Origin of the sequence: Sorangium sp. So ce726 (assembly GCF_051521405.1) — a bacterium.
In the GTDB taxonomy this organism is placed as follows: domain Bacteria; phylum Myxococcota_A; class Polyangia; order Polyangiales; family Polyangiaceae; genus Sorangium.
Map to the genome: position 1 here is coordinate 341,158 of NZ_CP150349.1, position 16,220 is coordinate 357,377.

The window sequence follows — 16,220 nt, forward strand, 5'->3', positions numbered from 1 at the left end:
TCCCCGGTGTCCCCGCGCGGCCAGCGTGCGGGTCGCCTCGAGCACCCCGACCTTCAGGCGAGCTGCCTGAGCGTCCTCCCCGTGCCGGATCGGCCTACAAGCAGCGCAGGACGTTGTCGCGCACGAGCTGCCAGATCGGCTCGGGGATCCCGCCCAGCCAGCGCGCGTCGCGCTCGACCGGCGCCTCGGCGTCGTCGAGCGGGTCGTCGTGGCTGTAGACGAGCCGCCACAGCCGCTCGCTCACCGAGCCATTCCGGTCGATCACGAAGCGATGGACAAGCTTCTTCGCGAGCTCCTCGCCCTCGACGTCGAGCAGCAGCACCGGCGGCGCCACCTCGATCTCGCTCGCGTCGCGCAGCGGCTTGAGCCGGACATAAGCCCCCTTCACGAGGTCGACCTCGTCCGGTGGCTCGAACCCCGCCGCGCGGAAGTCGCACGGCGCCTTGGTGTTGCCGATGAGGTAATACGCCCCCTGGGTCTCGGCGAGGATCGCGCCGCCCAGCCTCCCTACGCGTGCCATCTAGACCTCCTCCGCAGTGACGCTCTCGTCCGAGAGCACGAGCGAGCGCCCCGGCGTCTGGCCGGGGAGCGCGGCTCCATCCCATGTGTACTTGTTGGTATACCCGCGCGGGGTGACCATGTACCCCTCGAACATGAAGGTGTTGGTCGACCCGACGAGCACCGTCGTCAGCATCCCGATCTCGTACTCGAGGAAATGGTCGAGATCGGTGAGCACGGCGCTCTCCAGCTTGCGGTAGGCGCTCTTCACCAGCGCGACCGGCGTCGTCCCGGCGCGGTGCTGGCGGATGATCTCCTGGGCCCGCACGATCTGGCGCGTGCGCCGCCCGCTCGCAGGATTGTAAAGGCCGATGACGAAATCGGCCGCGGCCGCAGCCTCGAGCCGCCGCTCGATCACGGGCCACGGGGTCAGGAGGTCGGACAGGGAGATGGCGCAGAAGTCGTGGCCGAGCGGCGCGCCGACGAGCGACGCGCACGCGTTGAGCGCCGTCATCCCGGGCACGAGGCGGAGCTCCGGCGACTCGCCCCGCTTCCAGCCGATCTCCTCCAGCACCTGGAAGACGAGCCCGGCCATGCCATAAACGCCCGCGTCGCCCGACGAGATGATCGCCACGCGCGCGCCGTCGCGCGCCCGCTCCACCGCGGCGCGGGCCCGGCCGATCTCCTCGGTCATGCCGGTCTTGATCACCTCCTTGCCCTCGATCAGGTGCTTCACCAGCCGGATGTACGTCGTGTACCCGACGATGAGGTCCGAGGCCGCGATCGCCTCGAGGGCGGCGCGGGACGCGTGCTCCTCGGCGCCAGGGCCGATCCCGACGATCGACAGGACTCCTTTGCTGTCACCCATGACTCTCCTCCACGTTGCGCTTCGAGAAGGGGACGCGCGCCACCGCGAGCGTCATGGACCGCCCCACGCCCTCCTCGGTGTACGCCCGCTTTGGCACGAGCAGCTTGGCGGCCCCCGCCGCCCGCAGCGCGGCCGGCTCGGCGACGCCCCGGGCGCCGACGTGCTTCTTCACCGTCTCCGACGGGTTCTCGATGCCCTCGGTCGCGTCGAGCTCCTCGGGCGTGAACGTGACAAGCGGCCACCCCCGCCGCGCCGACAGCGCGAGCAGCGCCTCCTCGTCGGCCTTCTTGTCGATCGTCGCCAGCGCCTTCACCGATCTCGCCGATAGCCCGTGCTCCTCGAGCAGCCGGTCGACGCCGCGCTCCACCATGTCGAGCGGCGCGCCGCGATCGCAGCCGATGCCGAGCACCAGGCTCTTTGGCCGGTAGACGACGGCGCGCTCGACGATCTCGGGGTGCGAGCGCCCGAGATCGCGGTCGCTCGCGACGAGCAGGATCTCCCACGCGCCGGGGTCCACGCCGTCGAGCGACGTCGCGTAGCGCACGCCCGGCGGCAGCGGCGTCGCCTCGGGCCAGAACGACGGCTCGCCGGTCTCCTGGACGAACAGCACAGGGGCGGCGTTCACGACGGCGGCGCAGCCGCGCGTCACGTTGCGGTCGGGATCGTCAAGGGTCCACCCGAGCTCCCGGCCGAGGATGTCGACCGTCAGCGTCCCGAGCGCGTCAGAGGCCGTGGTCACCACCGGCTGCGCGCCGAGCAGCCCGGCCACCTTCTCGGTGAACGCGTTGCCCCGCCCGACGTGCCCGGAGAGCACGCAGATCGAGAAGCGCGCCGTGTCGTCGACGCACACGACCGCGGGATCGACCTTCTTGTTCTTGAGCAGGGGCGCGATCATGCGCACGACTGCGCCGACGCTGATCACGAAGACGTGGCAATCGTAGGCCGTGAACGCCTCGGTCAAGAGCGGCCCCATCGGCAATGGCAGCGGCTTCGCACCGGCCGGAGCCCCGTCGAACAGCTTCTGCGACACATAGAGATCCGCGTCCGGCAGCCCCTCGATGAGCTTGCGCGCGATGGAGATCCCGTGCCGCGTGATGGCGTAGATGGCGTAGGGCTTGCGCTCGGCGATCATGGGGCCTCCGGTTCGGTAACAGCTTTATCAAAGCCGCCCGGCGGCGAGGCCTCGACCTCCCCGACGAGCAGCCCGCTCCGCTCCCCGCGCGTGACCACGACCATGGCGAAGCAGTCGCCCCGCTCGCCCTGCGCGGCCCGGAGGTCGCGGACGATCCGCTGCTCGGGCATCGTCGCCTTGGACACGAACACGGCCCGATCCAGGAGGCCAGCGCGCGTGAGCGCCTCGGTCACCTTCGGCATCTCCGAGCCGATCTTCATCAGGACCACGGTGTCGAAGCGCTGGAGGACATCGGTCAGGTCGTCGACGCCGTACGTGGCGGGCAGGATGGCGATCCGCTCCTGTCCGTCGGCGAGCGCGAGCCCGCTCACGGCAGGGACCGCCGTGACCGAGGTGACGCCGGGGACGACCTCGACCTCGAGCCCAGGGAAGCGGCGGAGCGCCTCGCGGCGCACATAGACAAAGGTGCTGAAGAGCGATGGATCCCCCTCGGTGGCGAACGCCACGGTGAGGCCGCGCGAGAGCCGATCGCCGATCTTCTCGACGGCCGCGTCCACGTAGGGGCGGACGCGATCCGGGTCCTTGCTCATGGGGAAGGTGAGGAGCAGCCGCTCCTTGTCCCGCTGCTTGCCGACGACGGGCTCGAGGATCCGGTAGGCCATCGAGGCGCCGAAGTCCGAGCTGCGGGGGAGCGCGAGCACGTCCGCCTCCTGCAGCACGCGCACGGCGCGCAGCGTGAGCAGGTCCGGCGCGCCAGGGCCGACGCCCACGCCATAGAGCTTGCCGAGGCCGCTCATGACGCCTCCGAGGTGGACCGCGGCGTACGCGTACCGGCCAGCGCGGGCCGGGCCGGCTCCGCGCTCTCCGCTGCGTCCACGGCTTCCTGCGCCTTCGCCGGCTTCGTCGCGGCGAAGATGTGGATCGGGTTCAGCGCCTCGTAGCGCACGTAGCGCGCGAGCGGGACGCCGCGCGAGACCGAGAGCAGCGTGACCTCGGGGTCGAGCCCCCGCGCCCGCAGCGCGCGGTATGTCTCGGCGACGTTCTCCATCGTGATGGCGTTGACCACGAGCCGGCCGCCGGGACGCAGCCGATCGAGCGCCACCGTGACGATCTCCTCCATGCTCCCCTTGCTCCCTCCGACGAACACCGCGTCCGGGTCCTCGAGCGCCGCGAGCGCCTCGGGCGCGCGGCCCGCGACGACGCGCACGTTGTCCACCCCGTGCGTGCGGACGTTGTCGCGGCAGATCTCCACGCCCTCCGGGTCGACCTCGATCGCATAGACCCGCCCGAGGGGGCAGAGCATCGCCGCCTCGATCGAGACCGACCCCGAGCCGGCGCCGACATCCCAGACGACCGCGTCAGGGCGGATCGCCATCGAGGCGATCGAGAGCAGGCGCACCTCGCGCTTCGTGATCAGGCCGTTCTTCGGCATGCGCTTCGCGAACGCGTCCTCGTGCAGGTAAGGGACGGCCGGCGGCGGGCGCCACGCGGGATCGCTCCGCAGCAGCAGGAGCACGTTCAGCGGGCCGATGTCCTCGCAGGCGGCGAGCGCGGCGAGATCGAACGCGCGCACGCGCTCGCCGGCGCCCGCCAGGCTCTCGCAGACCCACGCCTTCCAGCCGGCGTCGCCGTGCTCGAGGAGCCGCGCCGCGAGGCGGGCCGGGCTGTTCTCCCCGTCGGTCAGCACCGCGACCTTCGAGAGCCGGCGGAGGCGCGTCGCGAACCCCTCGGGGGAGCGGCCGTGGACCGAGACGAACGCGGCGTCGTCCCAGGCGATGCCGGTGCGCGCGAACGCCCACTGGACCGAGCTCAGGCTCGGGATGATCTCGACGTGCTCGCCGCCGAGCTTCCGGACGACGAGCGCGCCGATGCCGAAGAACAGCGGGTCGCCCGAGGCGAGGATGCACACGTTCTGCTCGGCGGACAGGGCGTCCACGCGGTCGAGCGCGGCGGACAGGCCGCCCTTGAGGGCGATCTTCTCGCCGCGGAACTGCGGGAAGAACTCGAGGTGCCGCTCGCCCCCCACGAGCACCTGGGCGCGGGCGACGGCGGACGCGGCGCGGCTCGACAGGCTGGCGCACCCGTCGTCGCCGATGCCGACGACGGTGACGGCGCGGCGCGCGCTCATCGCGCCACCTTGGCCGGCTCGGCCGAGCCGGCGGAGCCCGTCGGTTCCGCCGATTCCGCCGACAGGAGCAGCAGCGCGTGGACGATCGCGACGGCGATGGGGCTGCCACCCTTGCGGCCGCGCGCCACGATGGCGGGGAGCCCGGACTCGATCAGGGCCTCCTTGGACTCCGCCGCCGACACGAAGCCGACCGGCACGCCGATCACGAGCGCCGGCCGCGCCCCCTCCTCCCGGGCGAGGCGCACGACCTCGAGCAGCGCGGTCGGCGCGTTGCCGATCGCGACGATCGCGCCGTCGAGGAGCCCGAGCCGGTGCGCCTTGCGCATCGACTCGATCGCGCGGGTCGAGCCGGCCGCGGAGGCGGCCTGCATGACGTCGTCGTCCGAGATGAAGCAGTGGATCGCGCAGCCGTACGACGCGAGCCGCTGCTCGTTCAGGCCGACGCCGATCATCTTCACGTCGACGAGGACCGGCGCGCCGCCCCGGAGCGCCGCGATGCCCCGCGCGATCGCCTCGGGGTGGAGCCGCATGAGCGACGAGAACTCGAAGTCCGCGGTCGCGTGGATCACGCGGCGGACGACCTGCCACTCGGCCTCCGGGAAGCCGTGCGCGCCGACCTCCTCGTCGATGATCGCGAAGCTCCTGTCCTCGATGCGCCGCCCGAGCGCGGTCATCTGCCGCATGTCGTTCACCGCGCGCACCTCATCACCACTCATGGCTCCTCCGCTCTCTCCGCTCTGTCCGCACCGATGGCACCGGCGTCGCCGGCCGGATATCGGCCGAGCAGCGCCCCGTTGAAATCGACAAGGCAGGCGTGCACCTCGAGGGCGCCGCCCGCGTGACGCGAGGTGTGCTCGACGACGCGCCGGCAGATCCCCCCCGGCACGCCGGTGAGCCCCTCGCGCTGGCACAGCTCGAGCACGTGCCGCGCGGTGTTCGCCTGACGGATCTCGGCGGCGATCTCCGGCCGCGCGCCGAGCTCCTCGGCGATCTGCGCGAGCAGCTCCATGCTCACCTCCGAGCCGGCGGCGTGCGTCATCATCTTGCCGTCGGCCATCTTCGAGAGCTTGCCGATCATGCCGACGATGATCGCGCGGGCGATCCGCCGCCGCGCGGCGTGGCGGACCCCGGTGCCGATGAAGTCGCCCACCTGGATGAACGCCTCCTCCGGGAGCTCCGGGTAGAGCTTCATCGCGTACGCCTCGGATTTGCCGCCGGTCGTCAGCGCGAGCGTCGCGATGCCGCGCTCGGCGGCGACGTCGATCGCCTGCACGACGCTCGCGCGGAAGGCGGCGGTCGAGTACGGCTTCACGATCCCGCTCGTCCCGAGGATGGAGATGCCGCCGAGGAGCCCGAGCCGCGCGTTGATGGTCTGCTTCGCCATCTCCTCGCCCTGGGGGACGCTGAGGGTGACCGTGGCCCCCGCGAAGCCCGAGCCCTCGAGCTCCTCGAGGACCATCTCGGTGATGTTCCGGCGCGGCACGGGGTTCACCGCCGGCGCGCCGACGGGCAGCCCGAGCCCCGGCTTGGTGACGACGGCGACCCCCGCGCCGCCGCGGATCTCGACGCCCGGCTCGCGGCGGAGCTCGACCTCGGCGACGAGCTCGGCGCCGTGGGTGCAGTCGGGATCGTCGCCGGCGTCCTTGATGACGCTGCACGTGGCGCGCGGCCCGTCGCGATCGCAGCGCTTCAGCGGGAAGGTGACCTTCTGCCCGTTCGGCAGGGTGGTCTCGATGGCGTCGACCGCCGCGCCGCGCGCGAGCACGCGCGCCGCCGCCTTGGCCGCGGCGGCCGCGCACGCGCCCGTCGTGAACCCCTCGCGCTGCCCTTTCGGGTCTCTCGGCCGGACCTCTACCATCCAGGGATCCTGAACGATTACGAGGATTTCTTCATCGGGTTGTTGAAGAAGCTCTCGAGGAGCACGCTGCCCTCGGGCGCGCCGAGCGAGGCGAGCCGGTCGCGGAGCGGGTAGAGGATGGCGCCGTCGCCCGCGCAGAGCACGGCGTCGTAGGGCCCCGCCGCGAGCTCTTGCTCCACGAGGGCGCACGCGCGCGCCGGCCGCTCGGGGTGGCCGATCGGGGGGAGATCGCGGGCGACCGCGAGGCGGACGGCGGCGGGGAGGCGCTCGCGGACGAACGGCTCGGAGGCGAAGGTCTCGCCCGGCTCGACGAGCCAGAGCAGGTCGAGCTGCGCCGCGCCGGCGGCGGCCGCGCTCCGGGCGATCCCGAGGGCGGCGGTGATGCCGGTGTCGGTGGCGATCACGAGCGCGCGGCCGGAGAAGCCCGGCGCGAGCCGCAGCTTGCCCCAGGGGCCGCTCCACTCGAGCTCGGCGCCGATGGCGATGTCGTTGAGCACGTTCGAGCCCGGCCCGGCCCCGATGCGCTTCACGGCGATCTCGACCGTGCGCTGCTCGGCGTCGCTGGAGAGCAGCGAGTAGGCGCGCTTCGCGAGCCTGCCGCCAGGCAGGGTGACGCCGGTGTTGATGATCACGTACTGCCCGCCGGCGAAGCCGAGCTCCGCGCCGTCGACGCGCTCGAGCCGGAGCAGCCGGGCGGCGTCGCCGAGCGGCGTTGCGTGGGCGATCCTGATCTTCGGGTTGCCTTGTGTTGCCATGACGTCACTCCTGTCTTCCCGCGCACTCTGCACGACGCCGCGGGCCGCGACCACGGCGCATGCAGCGCGTCTCGGTCGCCGCGTCAGCCATCGACACGGCTCCATACGCTCGCGCGGCCGGATTCGTCGGCCACGAGCAGCGAAGCGCCGCTCGCATCGACATCCAGGGAGCGCAGCTCCCCGCCGTGGCCCGCGAGCGGTCCCAGAGGAGCGGCGTCGTCGAGGCGGTACACGTGCGCCTGCTGATCGGACCACGTCGCCAGGACGATGCGATCGCCGCGCCAGAGGAGCTCGGAGTTCGTGTGCGGAGCGCCATGGAGACCGCGCAAGAGACCGATGCGCTCCCCCGTGAGCGCGTCGAGCAGCCATGGGACCTGGTTGTCGCTTGAAATATTGCGCGTCGTCGCGAGGATGCGCGACGGCGTGATGAAGTGCGGCATGCGCGCCAGCCCGCTCCAGCGATGCTCGGCGACGAGCGCGCCAGCTCCGTCGTGGATCGCAAGATAACCCTCGTCTCCAAGCGCGAACCGCGCGCCGTCGGGCGACACGCTGACGCGTGATTCGCCGCGTTCGGACAGCGTGCGCCTGCGCGTGCCGTCGCGGAGGAAGATCGCTGCGCCGTCCCCCGCCCGCACCAGGGCGTGGCCGTCGGGAAACCACGCGACGTGGCGCCTGTGACGGACCGTGGACGCGGTATCGCCGACGTCGTCGAGCTGGCCGACCCTCGCGCCGTCGCTCGTGCGGCGGATCACACCCGAATTCGCATCCACGAGGAGCGCGCCGTCCGGTGAGGCCGACCAGCGCGCGTCTTGCTCGGGAAACTCCGCGATTCGTTGGCCGCTCGGCAGCGCGATCAGCCAGGTGGTGCTGCTCCTGCGCTGCACGACGAGGCGCCTCGCGGTCGCGATGACGTTGTCCACGCTCGCGCGCAGGGTACCCTCGGCGAGATACGCCCCGGCGTCGATGCGCTCGATCAACGCTCGTCGCACGTCGACGCGCACCAGGCCAGCGACCGAGGCCAGGATGACGCCGTGCCCCGACGTCGCCGCGTAACGGAGGTTGTCGGGCGGGACACGCGCGCGTGCGATCGTGGTCAACGTCGCCCCATCGACGACGTGAATCGCGTTGCGGAAGTAGACGATCCACGCGCCTTCGGCGCGAAAGAGGTCCATCGCCTCGCCGTCGGCGAGCTCGGTAAGGCAGCGCCCGTCCTCGGCGTCATGGACCCGGAACGATTCGTCGAGGACGCCGATGGTGCGCGCTGCCGGGCCCCACGACGCTATCCCGACAGGGCCCAGATCAAGGACGCTCGCCGGGGTGAGGCCGGCGGGCCGCACAGGCGCTCCCAGCGCGCGCCCGGAGGCGCCCCCTCTGGCGGCGAGCAAGAGCGATCCATCGGCGTCGAGCGCGATGAGCCGATCCTCCGCCACCACGACGGTGCGCAAGGTCCCGAGGCCGAGGTCGAGCTCCTCGAGCACATCACCGCCATCGGGCGAACGCCATGCGAGCGTCCCGTCGCTGCGGCCGATCACCGCGGCATCGCCGTCGCACCCGACCGCCACCGCGCGTGGATCGTCGATCGGGATCCGCGCCACCTGATTCCCGTCGTGGTCGAACCGAACGATCGCCTCGCCGCGAATGAGGAGCCAGGGGAATGCGAGGTCGACGCCCCCCCATTGCTCATCGACGAGAGCGTGGTCCGGCGTCACGCGTCCGATCCCCTCGGTCAGCAGGAGATCGGTCCTGATCAGGCAGCCGCTGTGACCGACAGCATGGATATCCACCTCATCGCTGTACGCGAGGTCATCCCAGGACAGGCTCGCAACGAGCGCGCCGCCCTTGTCGAGCCGATGGACGGTGCCCGTGGCGCCCACGACGAGGACGCCGCCGTCAGCGAGAAATCCGATGCCGTGGATGCACGGCGAATAGACGTCGGCGGCGCCATGGGGGACCTGTGGCGGGGCGTAGGTGAAGTGGTCACGCGCCCAATCGCCGACGTGCGCCACCTGATCCTTGGTGCCTATCGCGAGCCGCCCGTCCGTCGCCAGCGCGAGCGCGCTCACGTTCGCTTTCATGCGACGCGCGCCGAGGGGAGTCACCCCGTCGAGCGCCACGCCCGTCACGTGCTCGCCGTGGGCGATCGCGATGCCGCTCGGCCCGATAGCCCAGCGCGTGCCGCGCTCGCGCCTGAGCGCGCGTCCGTCATCGAGATCGATGATCAGGAGCACGGCGCCGTCGACGCGGGCGACGAGGCGGCCGTGGGCCGCCCCGATGCGATCGACGCGCTCGTACCTTGCGAGAGTTCGCCACATGAGCCCTCAGGTGGACGGCGCGCGCTTCACTCGGCCGGGTAGATCTCGTGCACGAAGTCGTGCATCTCCTCGAGCTCCCGGTAGAGCCGGCCGAGCCCGTCGACCTGGGCGCGCAGATCGAGCTCGACCTGCTTCGTGAGGATGAGGAGCGAGCGCAGGTAAGGCAGCTTGGCGTCCCCTGGAGGGGTCTTCGCGACCTTCTCCTGGAGCTCCACGAGCGACCCCTCGAAGAGGCGGGAGAGGTTCTTCAGGTCGCCGGCGCGCAGCATCGCCGAGACCGGCCCGGGCTCGGCGGCCGCGGCGCCGAGCTCGGCGAGCTCGTGCGCGCGCTCGCCCGGATCGTCGATCCCCAGGATGTTCATGAGCCCAAGGCGGAGCGCGGCGATCTCGTGACAGGCCATATCGGTTCTCTCCTATCCATCCTTCATTGCATGATGTCGTCGACGAGCCGGGCCACCAGCCGGTCGCCGAGCAGGTGCTCCTCGACGAGGTCCTTCGCGTCCTCCTCGCGGACGCCGCGGTACCAGACCCCGTCGGGGTAGACGGCGACCGTCGGCCCCTCGCCGCAGCGCCCCATGCACGACGTCCTCGTCACGCGGATCTGCTGCTGCTGGCCGGCCTGCTTCACGAGGCGGCGCACCGACTCGAGCAGCGCCAGGCTGCCGCGGTCGACGCAGTCGGCGTTGCCGCAGACGAGCACGTGCTTGCGCAGCGAGCGGTGGGCGTGCGGGTGGTTCGACGCCTGCGTGTGCGTGAGCGTGTGGCGCACGCTGTAGAGCATCGCCTTGAGCCCGCCGACCTCCCGGGCGAGCCCCGGCAGCGCGGTGCGGTACATGCACGTGTCGCAGGGGAGCGGCGCCTCGCCGGCGAACGCCTGGCGCGCGCGCTCGTCGATCAGGCCCTCGAGCGCGCTCGACCGGCCGAGGTGCGGCGCGAGCGACGCCCGGATCCACGGGTACGTCGACGAGAAGCGGTCGACCTGCTCGGCGAGCTTCGTCATGAGCCGCCCGGCGAAGAGGAAGTAGGGGACCACCACGACGCGCTCCGGCCGGTGCCGCGCGACCCGCTCCAGCGTCTCCTCGACCGAGGGCCGGGTGATGCCGATGAAGGTCGGCTCGACGAGCTGGAGCCCGCGGCCCTCGCCGATGAGGCGCGCCGTCTTGCAGAAGTCGCCGTTCGCGTCGGGGTCGCTCGACCCGCGCCCCACGACGACGAGCGCCGATCGGGCCCGCGCCGCCGGGTCGGCCGGCAGCGCGGTCGCGGCGCGCTCGAACGCGAGCTCCGCGAGCGCCGGGTGCACGCCGAGCGGCCGCGCCGCCGAGAAGCGCACGCCCGGGTGCGCGGCCCGCGCCCGATCGAGCGCGAGCGGGATGTCGTTCTTCACGTGCCCCGCCGCGAACAGGAAGAGCGGCACGACAGCCACCCGCGACGCCCGCGCCGCGAGCGCCGCGAGCGCGTCGGCGAGGTGCGGCGTCGCGAGCTCGATGTAGCCGTGCTGCACGGCGATCCCGGGCCGCGCCGCGGCGTAATCGGCCACGATCGCCTCGAACTCGGCGTTCGACGCGGCGTCGCGGCTGCCGTGGCCGATCAGCAGGAGACCGTCGTCATGCACGCGAGCGCCTCCTCCAGGGTGAGCGGTAGGCCCGCGCCGCCCCGCGGCGGCACGGGGGTCATCCGGGTCCAGAGCTCGGCGACCCACGGCCGCCGCACCCGCGCCCGCGCGAGGAGCTCTCCCCGCGCGAACACCTCGCGCGGCGGCCCGTCCGCGAGGACGTGACCGTCGCCCAGCAGGACCGCGCGCGTGGCGAAGAGCGGCACGAGATCCACCGCGTGTGTCGCGGTGACCAGCGTGGTCCCCTGCTGCTCGGAGAGCGCGCGCAGCGTCTGGCACAGGGCGAGCTCGCCCTCCGGGTCGAGCCCCGCGGTCGGCTCGTCGAGCAGCAGCACCCGCGGCCGCATCGCCAGCATCCCGGCGATGCACGCGCGCTTGCGCTCGCCGAAGCTCAGCGCCTCGATGGCTCGATCGGCGAGGTGCGCGATCTGCACGGCGGCGAGCGCCTCCTCGGCGCGGCGCCGCGCCTCGGGCGCGGGCAGGCCGAGGTTCCTCGGGCCGAACAGGACGTCGTCGAGGAGCGTCGCGCCGAGCAGCTGGTCGTCCGGGTCCTGGAGCACGAGCGCGGCGCCCGCGGCGACGGCGTCCGAGGGCGAGCCCACGCGGCGGCCGGCGATCTCGACGCCGCCGCCGGGCGCCGGGAGGAGGCCGACGAGCGTCCGGAGCAGCGCTGTCTTGCCGGCGCCGTTGCCGCCGAGCACCGCCACGGACTCGCCCTCGGCGACGTCGAGGTGCACGTCGCGCAGCACGGGCTCGCTGTGCCGGTAGCCGAGCCGGGGGGCGCGCAGCGCGATCGCGATCATCCGGCCTCTCCCGCGGCGACGCTGAGCCCGAGGGCCGCGAGGGCGGCGGCGGCGAACGCGAGGTTCGCGGCGGGCGCGCTCGTCCTTCGGTCAGCGACGGGGAGCTTCCCGTGGTAGCCGCGGAGCTGCATCGCGAGCGCGGCGCTCTCGGAGCGCTCCAGCGTCCGGAGCGCCACGACGCCCGCGACGGCGCCGGCCGAGCGCGCGGCGGCGCCGGGGCGGGTGAACCCGCCGCGGAGCGCGGCGGCGCTCCACGCGCTGTCGGCCGCGCGCTGGAGCACGCCGGCGAAGCGCCGCGTCAGCGCGAGCAGCTCGACCAGGGCCGCGGGGACGCCGAGCCCGGCGAGCGCCGCCTCGATCTCGGCGGGCGCGGCGGCGCCGGCGAGCCAGCGGAGCACCGCGGCCGCCGCGAGGACGCGCGCGCCGATGGCCACGGCGCGGCGGGCCCCCTCGGCCGTGATCGCGTCGACCGGGAACGGCGCGCCGGGGAAGAGCGGCGCCCCCGGCGTGAGCGCGAGCGCGAGCGCCGCCGCGACCACGCCGATCCACGCCGCGGGCGCGGCGGCGCGGAGGACGGCGCGCGCCGGCGTGCCCTGGAGGCGGAGGGCCGCGCACGCGAGGAGGAGCAGCGCGGCCGGGGTGACGGACGAGCGCGCGCCCGCGGCGACGCAGCACGCCGCCACGGCGGCCCCGAGGCGGAGCCGGGCGTCCACGTCGCGGAGCCGCGCGGGGGAATCAGTCCGCACGGAGGCCTTCGCCGCCGGCCTTGCCCGCGGGCGCGCCGGCGCGCTCGACGAAGAGCACGCGCGAGAAATAGCCGAGGGCGAAGCCGGCGAGGAGCCCCGCCCAGAGGAACGCGAAGAGCAGGAGGTCGCCCTCGAGGCCCGCGAACAGCGGCCCCGTGTCGTGGCGCCCTGCGTCCTCGGCGACGCGGCGGACCACGGCCTCGTCGACGCCGTCCCAGGACGCGTTGCCGCAGGCGGCGAGCCAGAGGGAAGCGGCGAGCTGGAGCGCCGCGCGCGCGCGCCGCGCGAGCAGCGCGGACATCGGGCGCTGTCCGAGCCGCCGCATCACGACGCCCTCGGGGCGAGCCGGACGACCTGGAGCCGGTCCAGGATGTCGGGCCGCCGGGCGCGCAGGAAGGCGAGCGCCCCCGCCGTCATGACGCCCTCGAGAAGGCCGAGCGGCAGCTGGGTGGGGACGAAGGCGAGGGCGACACCCGTGAACATGGACGTCACCGACCCCTCGCCCGAGAGCCCGAGCGCCAGCGCGAGCGCCGTGGTGGCGTAGGTTGCCCAGTCCGACGTCACGCCCGCCAGGAACCCCGCGACCCACAGGTTCGCGCCGCAGCGCCGCGCGAGATGGAAGGCGAAATATCCGGTGAAGGCGCCCGCGATGCCCATCGACGCGACGTCGGCGCCGAGCGTGGTGAGGCCGCCGTGCGCGAGGAAGAGGGCCTGGATAAGGAGCGCCACCACGGTGACGAGGACGGTCATCCAGGGGCCGATGAGCACCGCCGCGAGCCCTGTGCCGCACGGGTGGGAGCAGGTCCCGGCGGTCGGCACCGGCACGGGCATGCACGAGATCGCGAAGACGGCGGCGGCGATGAGGCCGACGAACGGCTTGTAGAAGGTGTCCTGCTGGGTGCGGCGCCGGAGCAGGTGGAGGGCGATCGCGACGAAGGGCAGGGCGAGCGCGTTCCAGACGGCGCACCAGCCGAGCGGCAGGACGCCTTCCGCGAGGTGCATCGCGGCCGCGGGCCGGGGCGAGAGGAGCGTCCCTATAGACACGGCGGCGATCGACACAGCGCGGCCGTGAAGACCGATTTCGGCGCTCCGGGTGAAGTCCGCACCCGAACGCCACGAAGACGTGCGCAAGCTGCACCTCGTGGGGGGCTCGGGTAGGTCTCCCGGCTCATGGGTTCAGGGAGCTGATCGAGCTCCCTGCGCTGCGTCCACCTTCCCAGGCCTTTTCCAAGGAGGCCCAGTGGTCTTCGGAGGCAGCTCCCCACTCACGGTGGCGGGACCGCGCCGGTTTTGCACCGGCTTCCCTGTTATGCCCCGGAGGGCACCCGAGGAATGGATTGTCAGGCCGGTGCTCGGTAATCCCGTTTCGCGCCCGGCGTCAAGGACGTCGCGCCCCGATCGCCGAGGAGGTGCTCAGCGGGCGCTGCATGCGGCACGGCATGTCAGACGAGCTTCCCGTCGAGCGCGGGCCAGCTCCGCCTCGCGCGCGCTGCCTTGCGCGTCGGCCTGCGCGTCTTGGCGACGCGATCGCGGGAGCCGGGCGCGCCCACCTGAGGGCGCGGACCGGGCGAACCCGGGTGCGTCGACCCGGGGGCGCGAGCTTCCGCCTTGCGCGGTCCGGCTCGCCGCGGCCCGCCGCGAGCGCCCTCGTCTACAGCGTCGGTGCGGCGGTGATGCCCGCGCAGGTGGGCACCCCGCCCTCGGGGGCGCTGCCGAGGCGCACGAGGCCATCACTGCCGAGGCGCGCCGCGCGCCCGTCGGCGCCCCATCGAGCAGACATGGACGCGCCGGCGAGCGATCGAGGCCCTGTGATGCGATGGCCGAGAAATTGACCCAGACGCATCATGCGAAGAGTCGTCGAGCACACGTCTTGAATTATGTCCGCCTTAGATAAAATCTGTTTACTTTATCGCCGCGAGGGTCCAGCGCCTGTCGCGGGCTGCGCCCGCATGGGGTCTCTCGTGCGCTTGAATACAAGGCGCCGGCGCGTTCTTTCCGCAGTGTGCTTTGTTCGTCCTGGCTCTTTACTCGGGAGCAGGTGTCCGGTGTACGGCCCGTTGCCTCGTGGCATCTCTTATTGAAGAGATGGGGGATTTCGTGTTCGCTCGTCTCGGAATGCGAGACGAACGCTGCGCTGAGCGCTGTCTTCGGTGGAGGGGTATGCCCGGCTCGAACGTGAATTCCCGCAGAGCTGGTGGTTGTGGGTCGCGCGCCCGCCTGGCCGTCTTCGCGCCTTGAGCGCTCTGCTCGCTCGGCGTGCAGGCGTTGCACTTTGTTATCGACAACGCGCTTGCGGATGCCACAATCTGACTACCGCATGCGCACCGGCGCGGACCCCCCAGCCCGGAGCGCATGCGGTCTTGTTTCTTAGCACCGTGACGGACGTTCAAGACTCCGGCGCGGTGTCCCTGCCGCGGTCATTCTGGGCCCCCCTCCAGCGTGATGCGCGGTATTTTTTTGCCGTCGAGCGCGGTTCGCGCCTTCGGAGCTCTCACTTCCCGGTGAACGTGGCCTGCGATTTCGCCAGGAACGCTTTCATTCCAAGCTGTTGATCATCGCTGCCGAAGAGCGCGGCGAAGGCCTGGGCTTCCAGCTCGTTGGCGGCGGCGAGGTCGAGGCTCTCGCCGCGCAGGAGGACGCGCTTGGCGGCGGCGACGGCGAGCGGCCCGCGCGAGGCGATCTTGAGGGCGGTCTCGCGGGCGCGCGCGAGGAGCTCGGTCGCCGGGAAGACGGCGTTGACGAGCCCGATCGACAGCGCCTGCTGGGCGGTGATCATGTCTCCTGAATAGACGAGCTCGCGCGCGCGTCCGGGCCCGACCCGTCGCAGCAGCCGCTGGGTCCCGCCGAACCCTGGGATGACGCCCAGGTTCACCTCGGGCTGGCCGAGTTTGGCGCCTTCGGCGGCGTAGATGAAGTCGCAGGCGAGGGCGAGCTCGCAGCCGCCGCCCAGCGCGAAGCCGTTGACGGCGGCGATCACGGGGAAGGGGGCAGTCTCGATGAGCTCGGCGAGCCGGTGGCCTGCGTCGGCGAACCGCTTCGCGGCGATGCTGTTCATGGCCGCCATCTCCGCGATATCGGCGCCGGCGACGAACGCCTTGCCGGCGCCGGTCAGCACCGCCGCGCGGACCTCGTTGCCGTCGGCGGGCGCGAGGAGATCGCGGAAGGCCGTGGTGAGCTCGCCGAGGACGGCGGGGTTCAGGGCGTTGAGTTTGTCGGGCCGCTGGATGGTCACGGTGGCGACGTGATCCGCGCGCTCGACGGCGACGAACTGGAGCGTACCGCGAGCAGGGGCCCCCGGCTGCTGTTCTTGAGCGGTCATGGAGCGTGGTTAGCAGCGCCCCGCGCCGGGGGGAAGCGCCTGCCGTGGGCCATGGAAGGCGTCATTCCGTGTCCGCCCGATCCCGCTGTGTCGAGGCCGTTGCCGAGCCGACGAGCGAGCGATTTCCAAGCGAGCGATTTCCAAGCGAGCGATTTCCAGAGGATGTCACGCGTCTGTTCCGGGACACGG

The 16,220-nt window shown here is 72.6% G+C and carries 15 protein-coding genes, 1 pseudogene and 1 riboswitch; all 16 genes and pseudogenes read right to left on the reverse strand.

What is annotated here, in order from left to right; translation table 11 throughout:
- Positions 1 to 94: 94 nt before the first annotated feature.
- Positions 95 to 1,366 (reverse strand): annotated as a pseudogene (cobJ, locus tag WME79_RS01295) (precorrin-3B C(17)-methyltransferase).
- Positions 1,359 to 2,498 carry a cobalt-precorrin 5A hydrolase gene (locus WME79_RS01300; RefSeq protein ID WP_437531161.1) on the reverse strand — a complete coding sequence of 380 codons (1,140 nt, stop codon included), beginning with the start codon at positions 2,496 to 2,498 and terminating at the stop codon, positions 1,359 to 1,361. The pseudogene cobJ and the gene WME79_RS01300 overlap by 8 nt, the downstream one beginning before the upstream one ends.
- On the reverse strand, positions 2,495 to 3,295 hold the full coding sequence (gene cobI / locus WME79_RS01305) for a precorrin-2 C(20)-methyltransferase (RefSeq protein WP_437531162.1): 801 nt from the start codon (positions 3,293 to 3,295) through the stop codon (positions 2,495 to 2,497). Before cobI ends, WME79_RS01300 begins: the two co-directional genes overlap by 4 nt.
- Positions 3,292 to 4,626, reverse strand: a complete 1,335-nt coding sequence (gene cbiE, locus WME79_RS01310; RefSeq protein ID WP_437531163.1) for a precorrin-6y C5,15-methyltransferase (decarboxylating) subunit CbiE — start codon at positions 4,624 to 4,626, stop codon at positions 3,292 to 3,294. The genes cobI and cbiE overlap by 4 nt, the downstream gene beginning before the upstream one ends.
- Complete coding sequence (locus tag WME79_RS01315) at positions 4,623 to 5,342, reverse strand: precorrin-8X methylmutase (RefSeq protein ID WP_437531164.1); 720 nt, start codon at positions 5,340 to 5,342, stop codon at positions 4,623 to 4,625. The genes cbiE and WME79_RS01315 overlap by 4 nt, the downstream gene beginning before the upstream one ends.
- Positions 5,339 to 6,484, reverse strand: coding sequence for a cobalt-precorrin-5B (C(1))-methyltransferase (locus tag WME79_RS01320; protein ID WP_437531165.1), 1,146 nt, complete (start codon positions 6,482 to 6,484; stop codon positions 5,339 to 5,341). The genes WME79_RS01315 and WME79_RS01320 overlap by 4 nt, the downstream gene beginning before the upstream one ends.
- A 17-nt stretch (positions 6,485 to 6,501) precedes the next feature.
- Positions 6,502 to 7,239, reverse strand: a complete 738-nt coding sequence (locus WME79_RS01325; protein WP_437531166.1) for an FAD-dependent oxidoreductase — start codon at positions 7,237 to 7,239, stop codon at positions 6,502 to 6,504.
- A gap of 83 nt (positions 7,240 to 7,322) precedes the next feature.
- Positions 7,323 to 9,551, reverse strand: a complete 2,229-nt coding sequence (locus WME79_RS01330; protein WP_437531167.1) for a WD40 repeat domain-containing protein — start codon at positions 9,549 to 9,551, stop codon at positions 7,323 to 7,325.
- A 26-nt stretch (positions 9,552 to 9,577) separates the two neighbouring features.
- Positions 9,578 to 9,952 carry a DUF3209 family protein gene (locus WME79_RS01335; RefSeq protein WP_437531168.1) on the reverse strand — a complete coding sequence of 125 codons (375 nt, stop codon included), beginning with the start codon at positions 9,950 to 9,952 and terminating at the stop codon, positions 9,578 to 9,580.
- 23 nt (positions 9,953 to 9,975) lie between these two features.
- Positions 9,976 to 11,163, reverse strand: coding sequence for a CbiX/SirB N-terminal domain-containing protein (locus WME79_RS01340; protein WP_437531169.1), 1,188 nt, complete (start codon positions 11,161 to 11,163; stop codon positions 9,976 to 9,978).
- Positions 11,139 to 11,966, reverse strand: a complete 828-nt coding sequence (locus tag WME79_RS01345; RefSeq protein ID WP_437531170.1) for an energy-coupling factor ABC transporter ATP-binding protein — start codon at positions 11,964 to 11,966, stop codon at positions 11,139 to 11,141. The genes WME79_RS01340 and WME79_RS01345 overlap by 25 nt, the downstream gene beginning before the upstream one ends.
- The gene (locus WME79_RS01350; protein ID WP_437531171.1) at positions 11,963 to 12,712 is read right to left on the reverse strand and encodes a CbiQ family ECF transporter T component; all 750 of its coding nucleotides are present in this window, start codon (positions 12,710 to 12,712) and stop codon (positions 11,963 to 11,965) included. The genes WME79_RS01345 and WME79_RS01350 overlap by 4 nt, the downstream gene beginning before the upstream one ends.
- Complete coding sequence (locus WME79_RS01355; RefSeq protein WP_437531172.1) at positions 12,702 to 13,013, reverse strand: hypothetical protein; 312 nt, start codon at positions 13,011 to 13,013, stop codon at positions 12,702 to 12,704. The genes WME79_RS01350 and WME79_RS01355 overlap by 11 nt, the downstream gene beginning before the upstream one ends.
- 23 nt (positions 13,014 to 13,036) lie before the next feature.
- Positions 13,037 to 13,750, reverse strand: coding sequence for an energy-coupling factor ABC transporter permease (locus WME79_RS01360; RefSeq protein WP_437540114.1), 714 nt, complete (start codon positions 13,748 to 13,750; stop codon positions 13,037 to 13,039).
- A 98-nt stretch (positions 13,751 to 13,848) separates the two neighbouring features.
- A riboswitch (cobalamin riboswitch) is annotated at positions 13,849 to 14,056 on the reverse strand.
- Positions 14,057 to 14,363: 307 nt separating this feature from the next.
- Positions 14,364 to 14,492 (reverse strand): hypothetical protein, encoded by a 129-nt coding sequence (locus WME79_RS01365; protein ID WP_437531173.1) that lies wholly within the window; start codon positions 14,490 to 14,492, stop codon positions 14,364 to 14,366.
- Between the two features lie 711 nt (positions 14,493 to 15,203).
- On the reverse strand, positions 15,204 to 16,031 hold the full coding sequence (locus tag WME79_RS01370; RefSeq protein WP_437531174.1) for an enoyl-CoA hydratase/isomerase family protein: 828 nt from the start codon (positions 16,029 to 16,031) through the stop codon (positions 15,204 to 15,206).
- Positions 16,032 to 16,220: the final 189 nt, after the last annotated feature.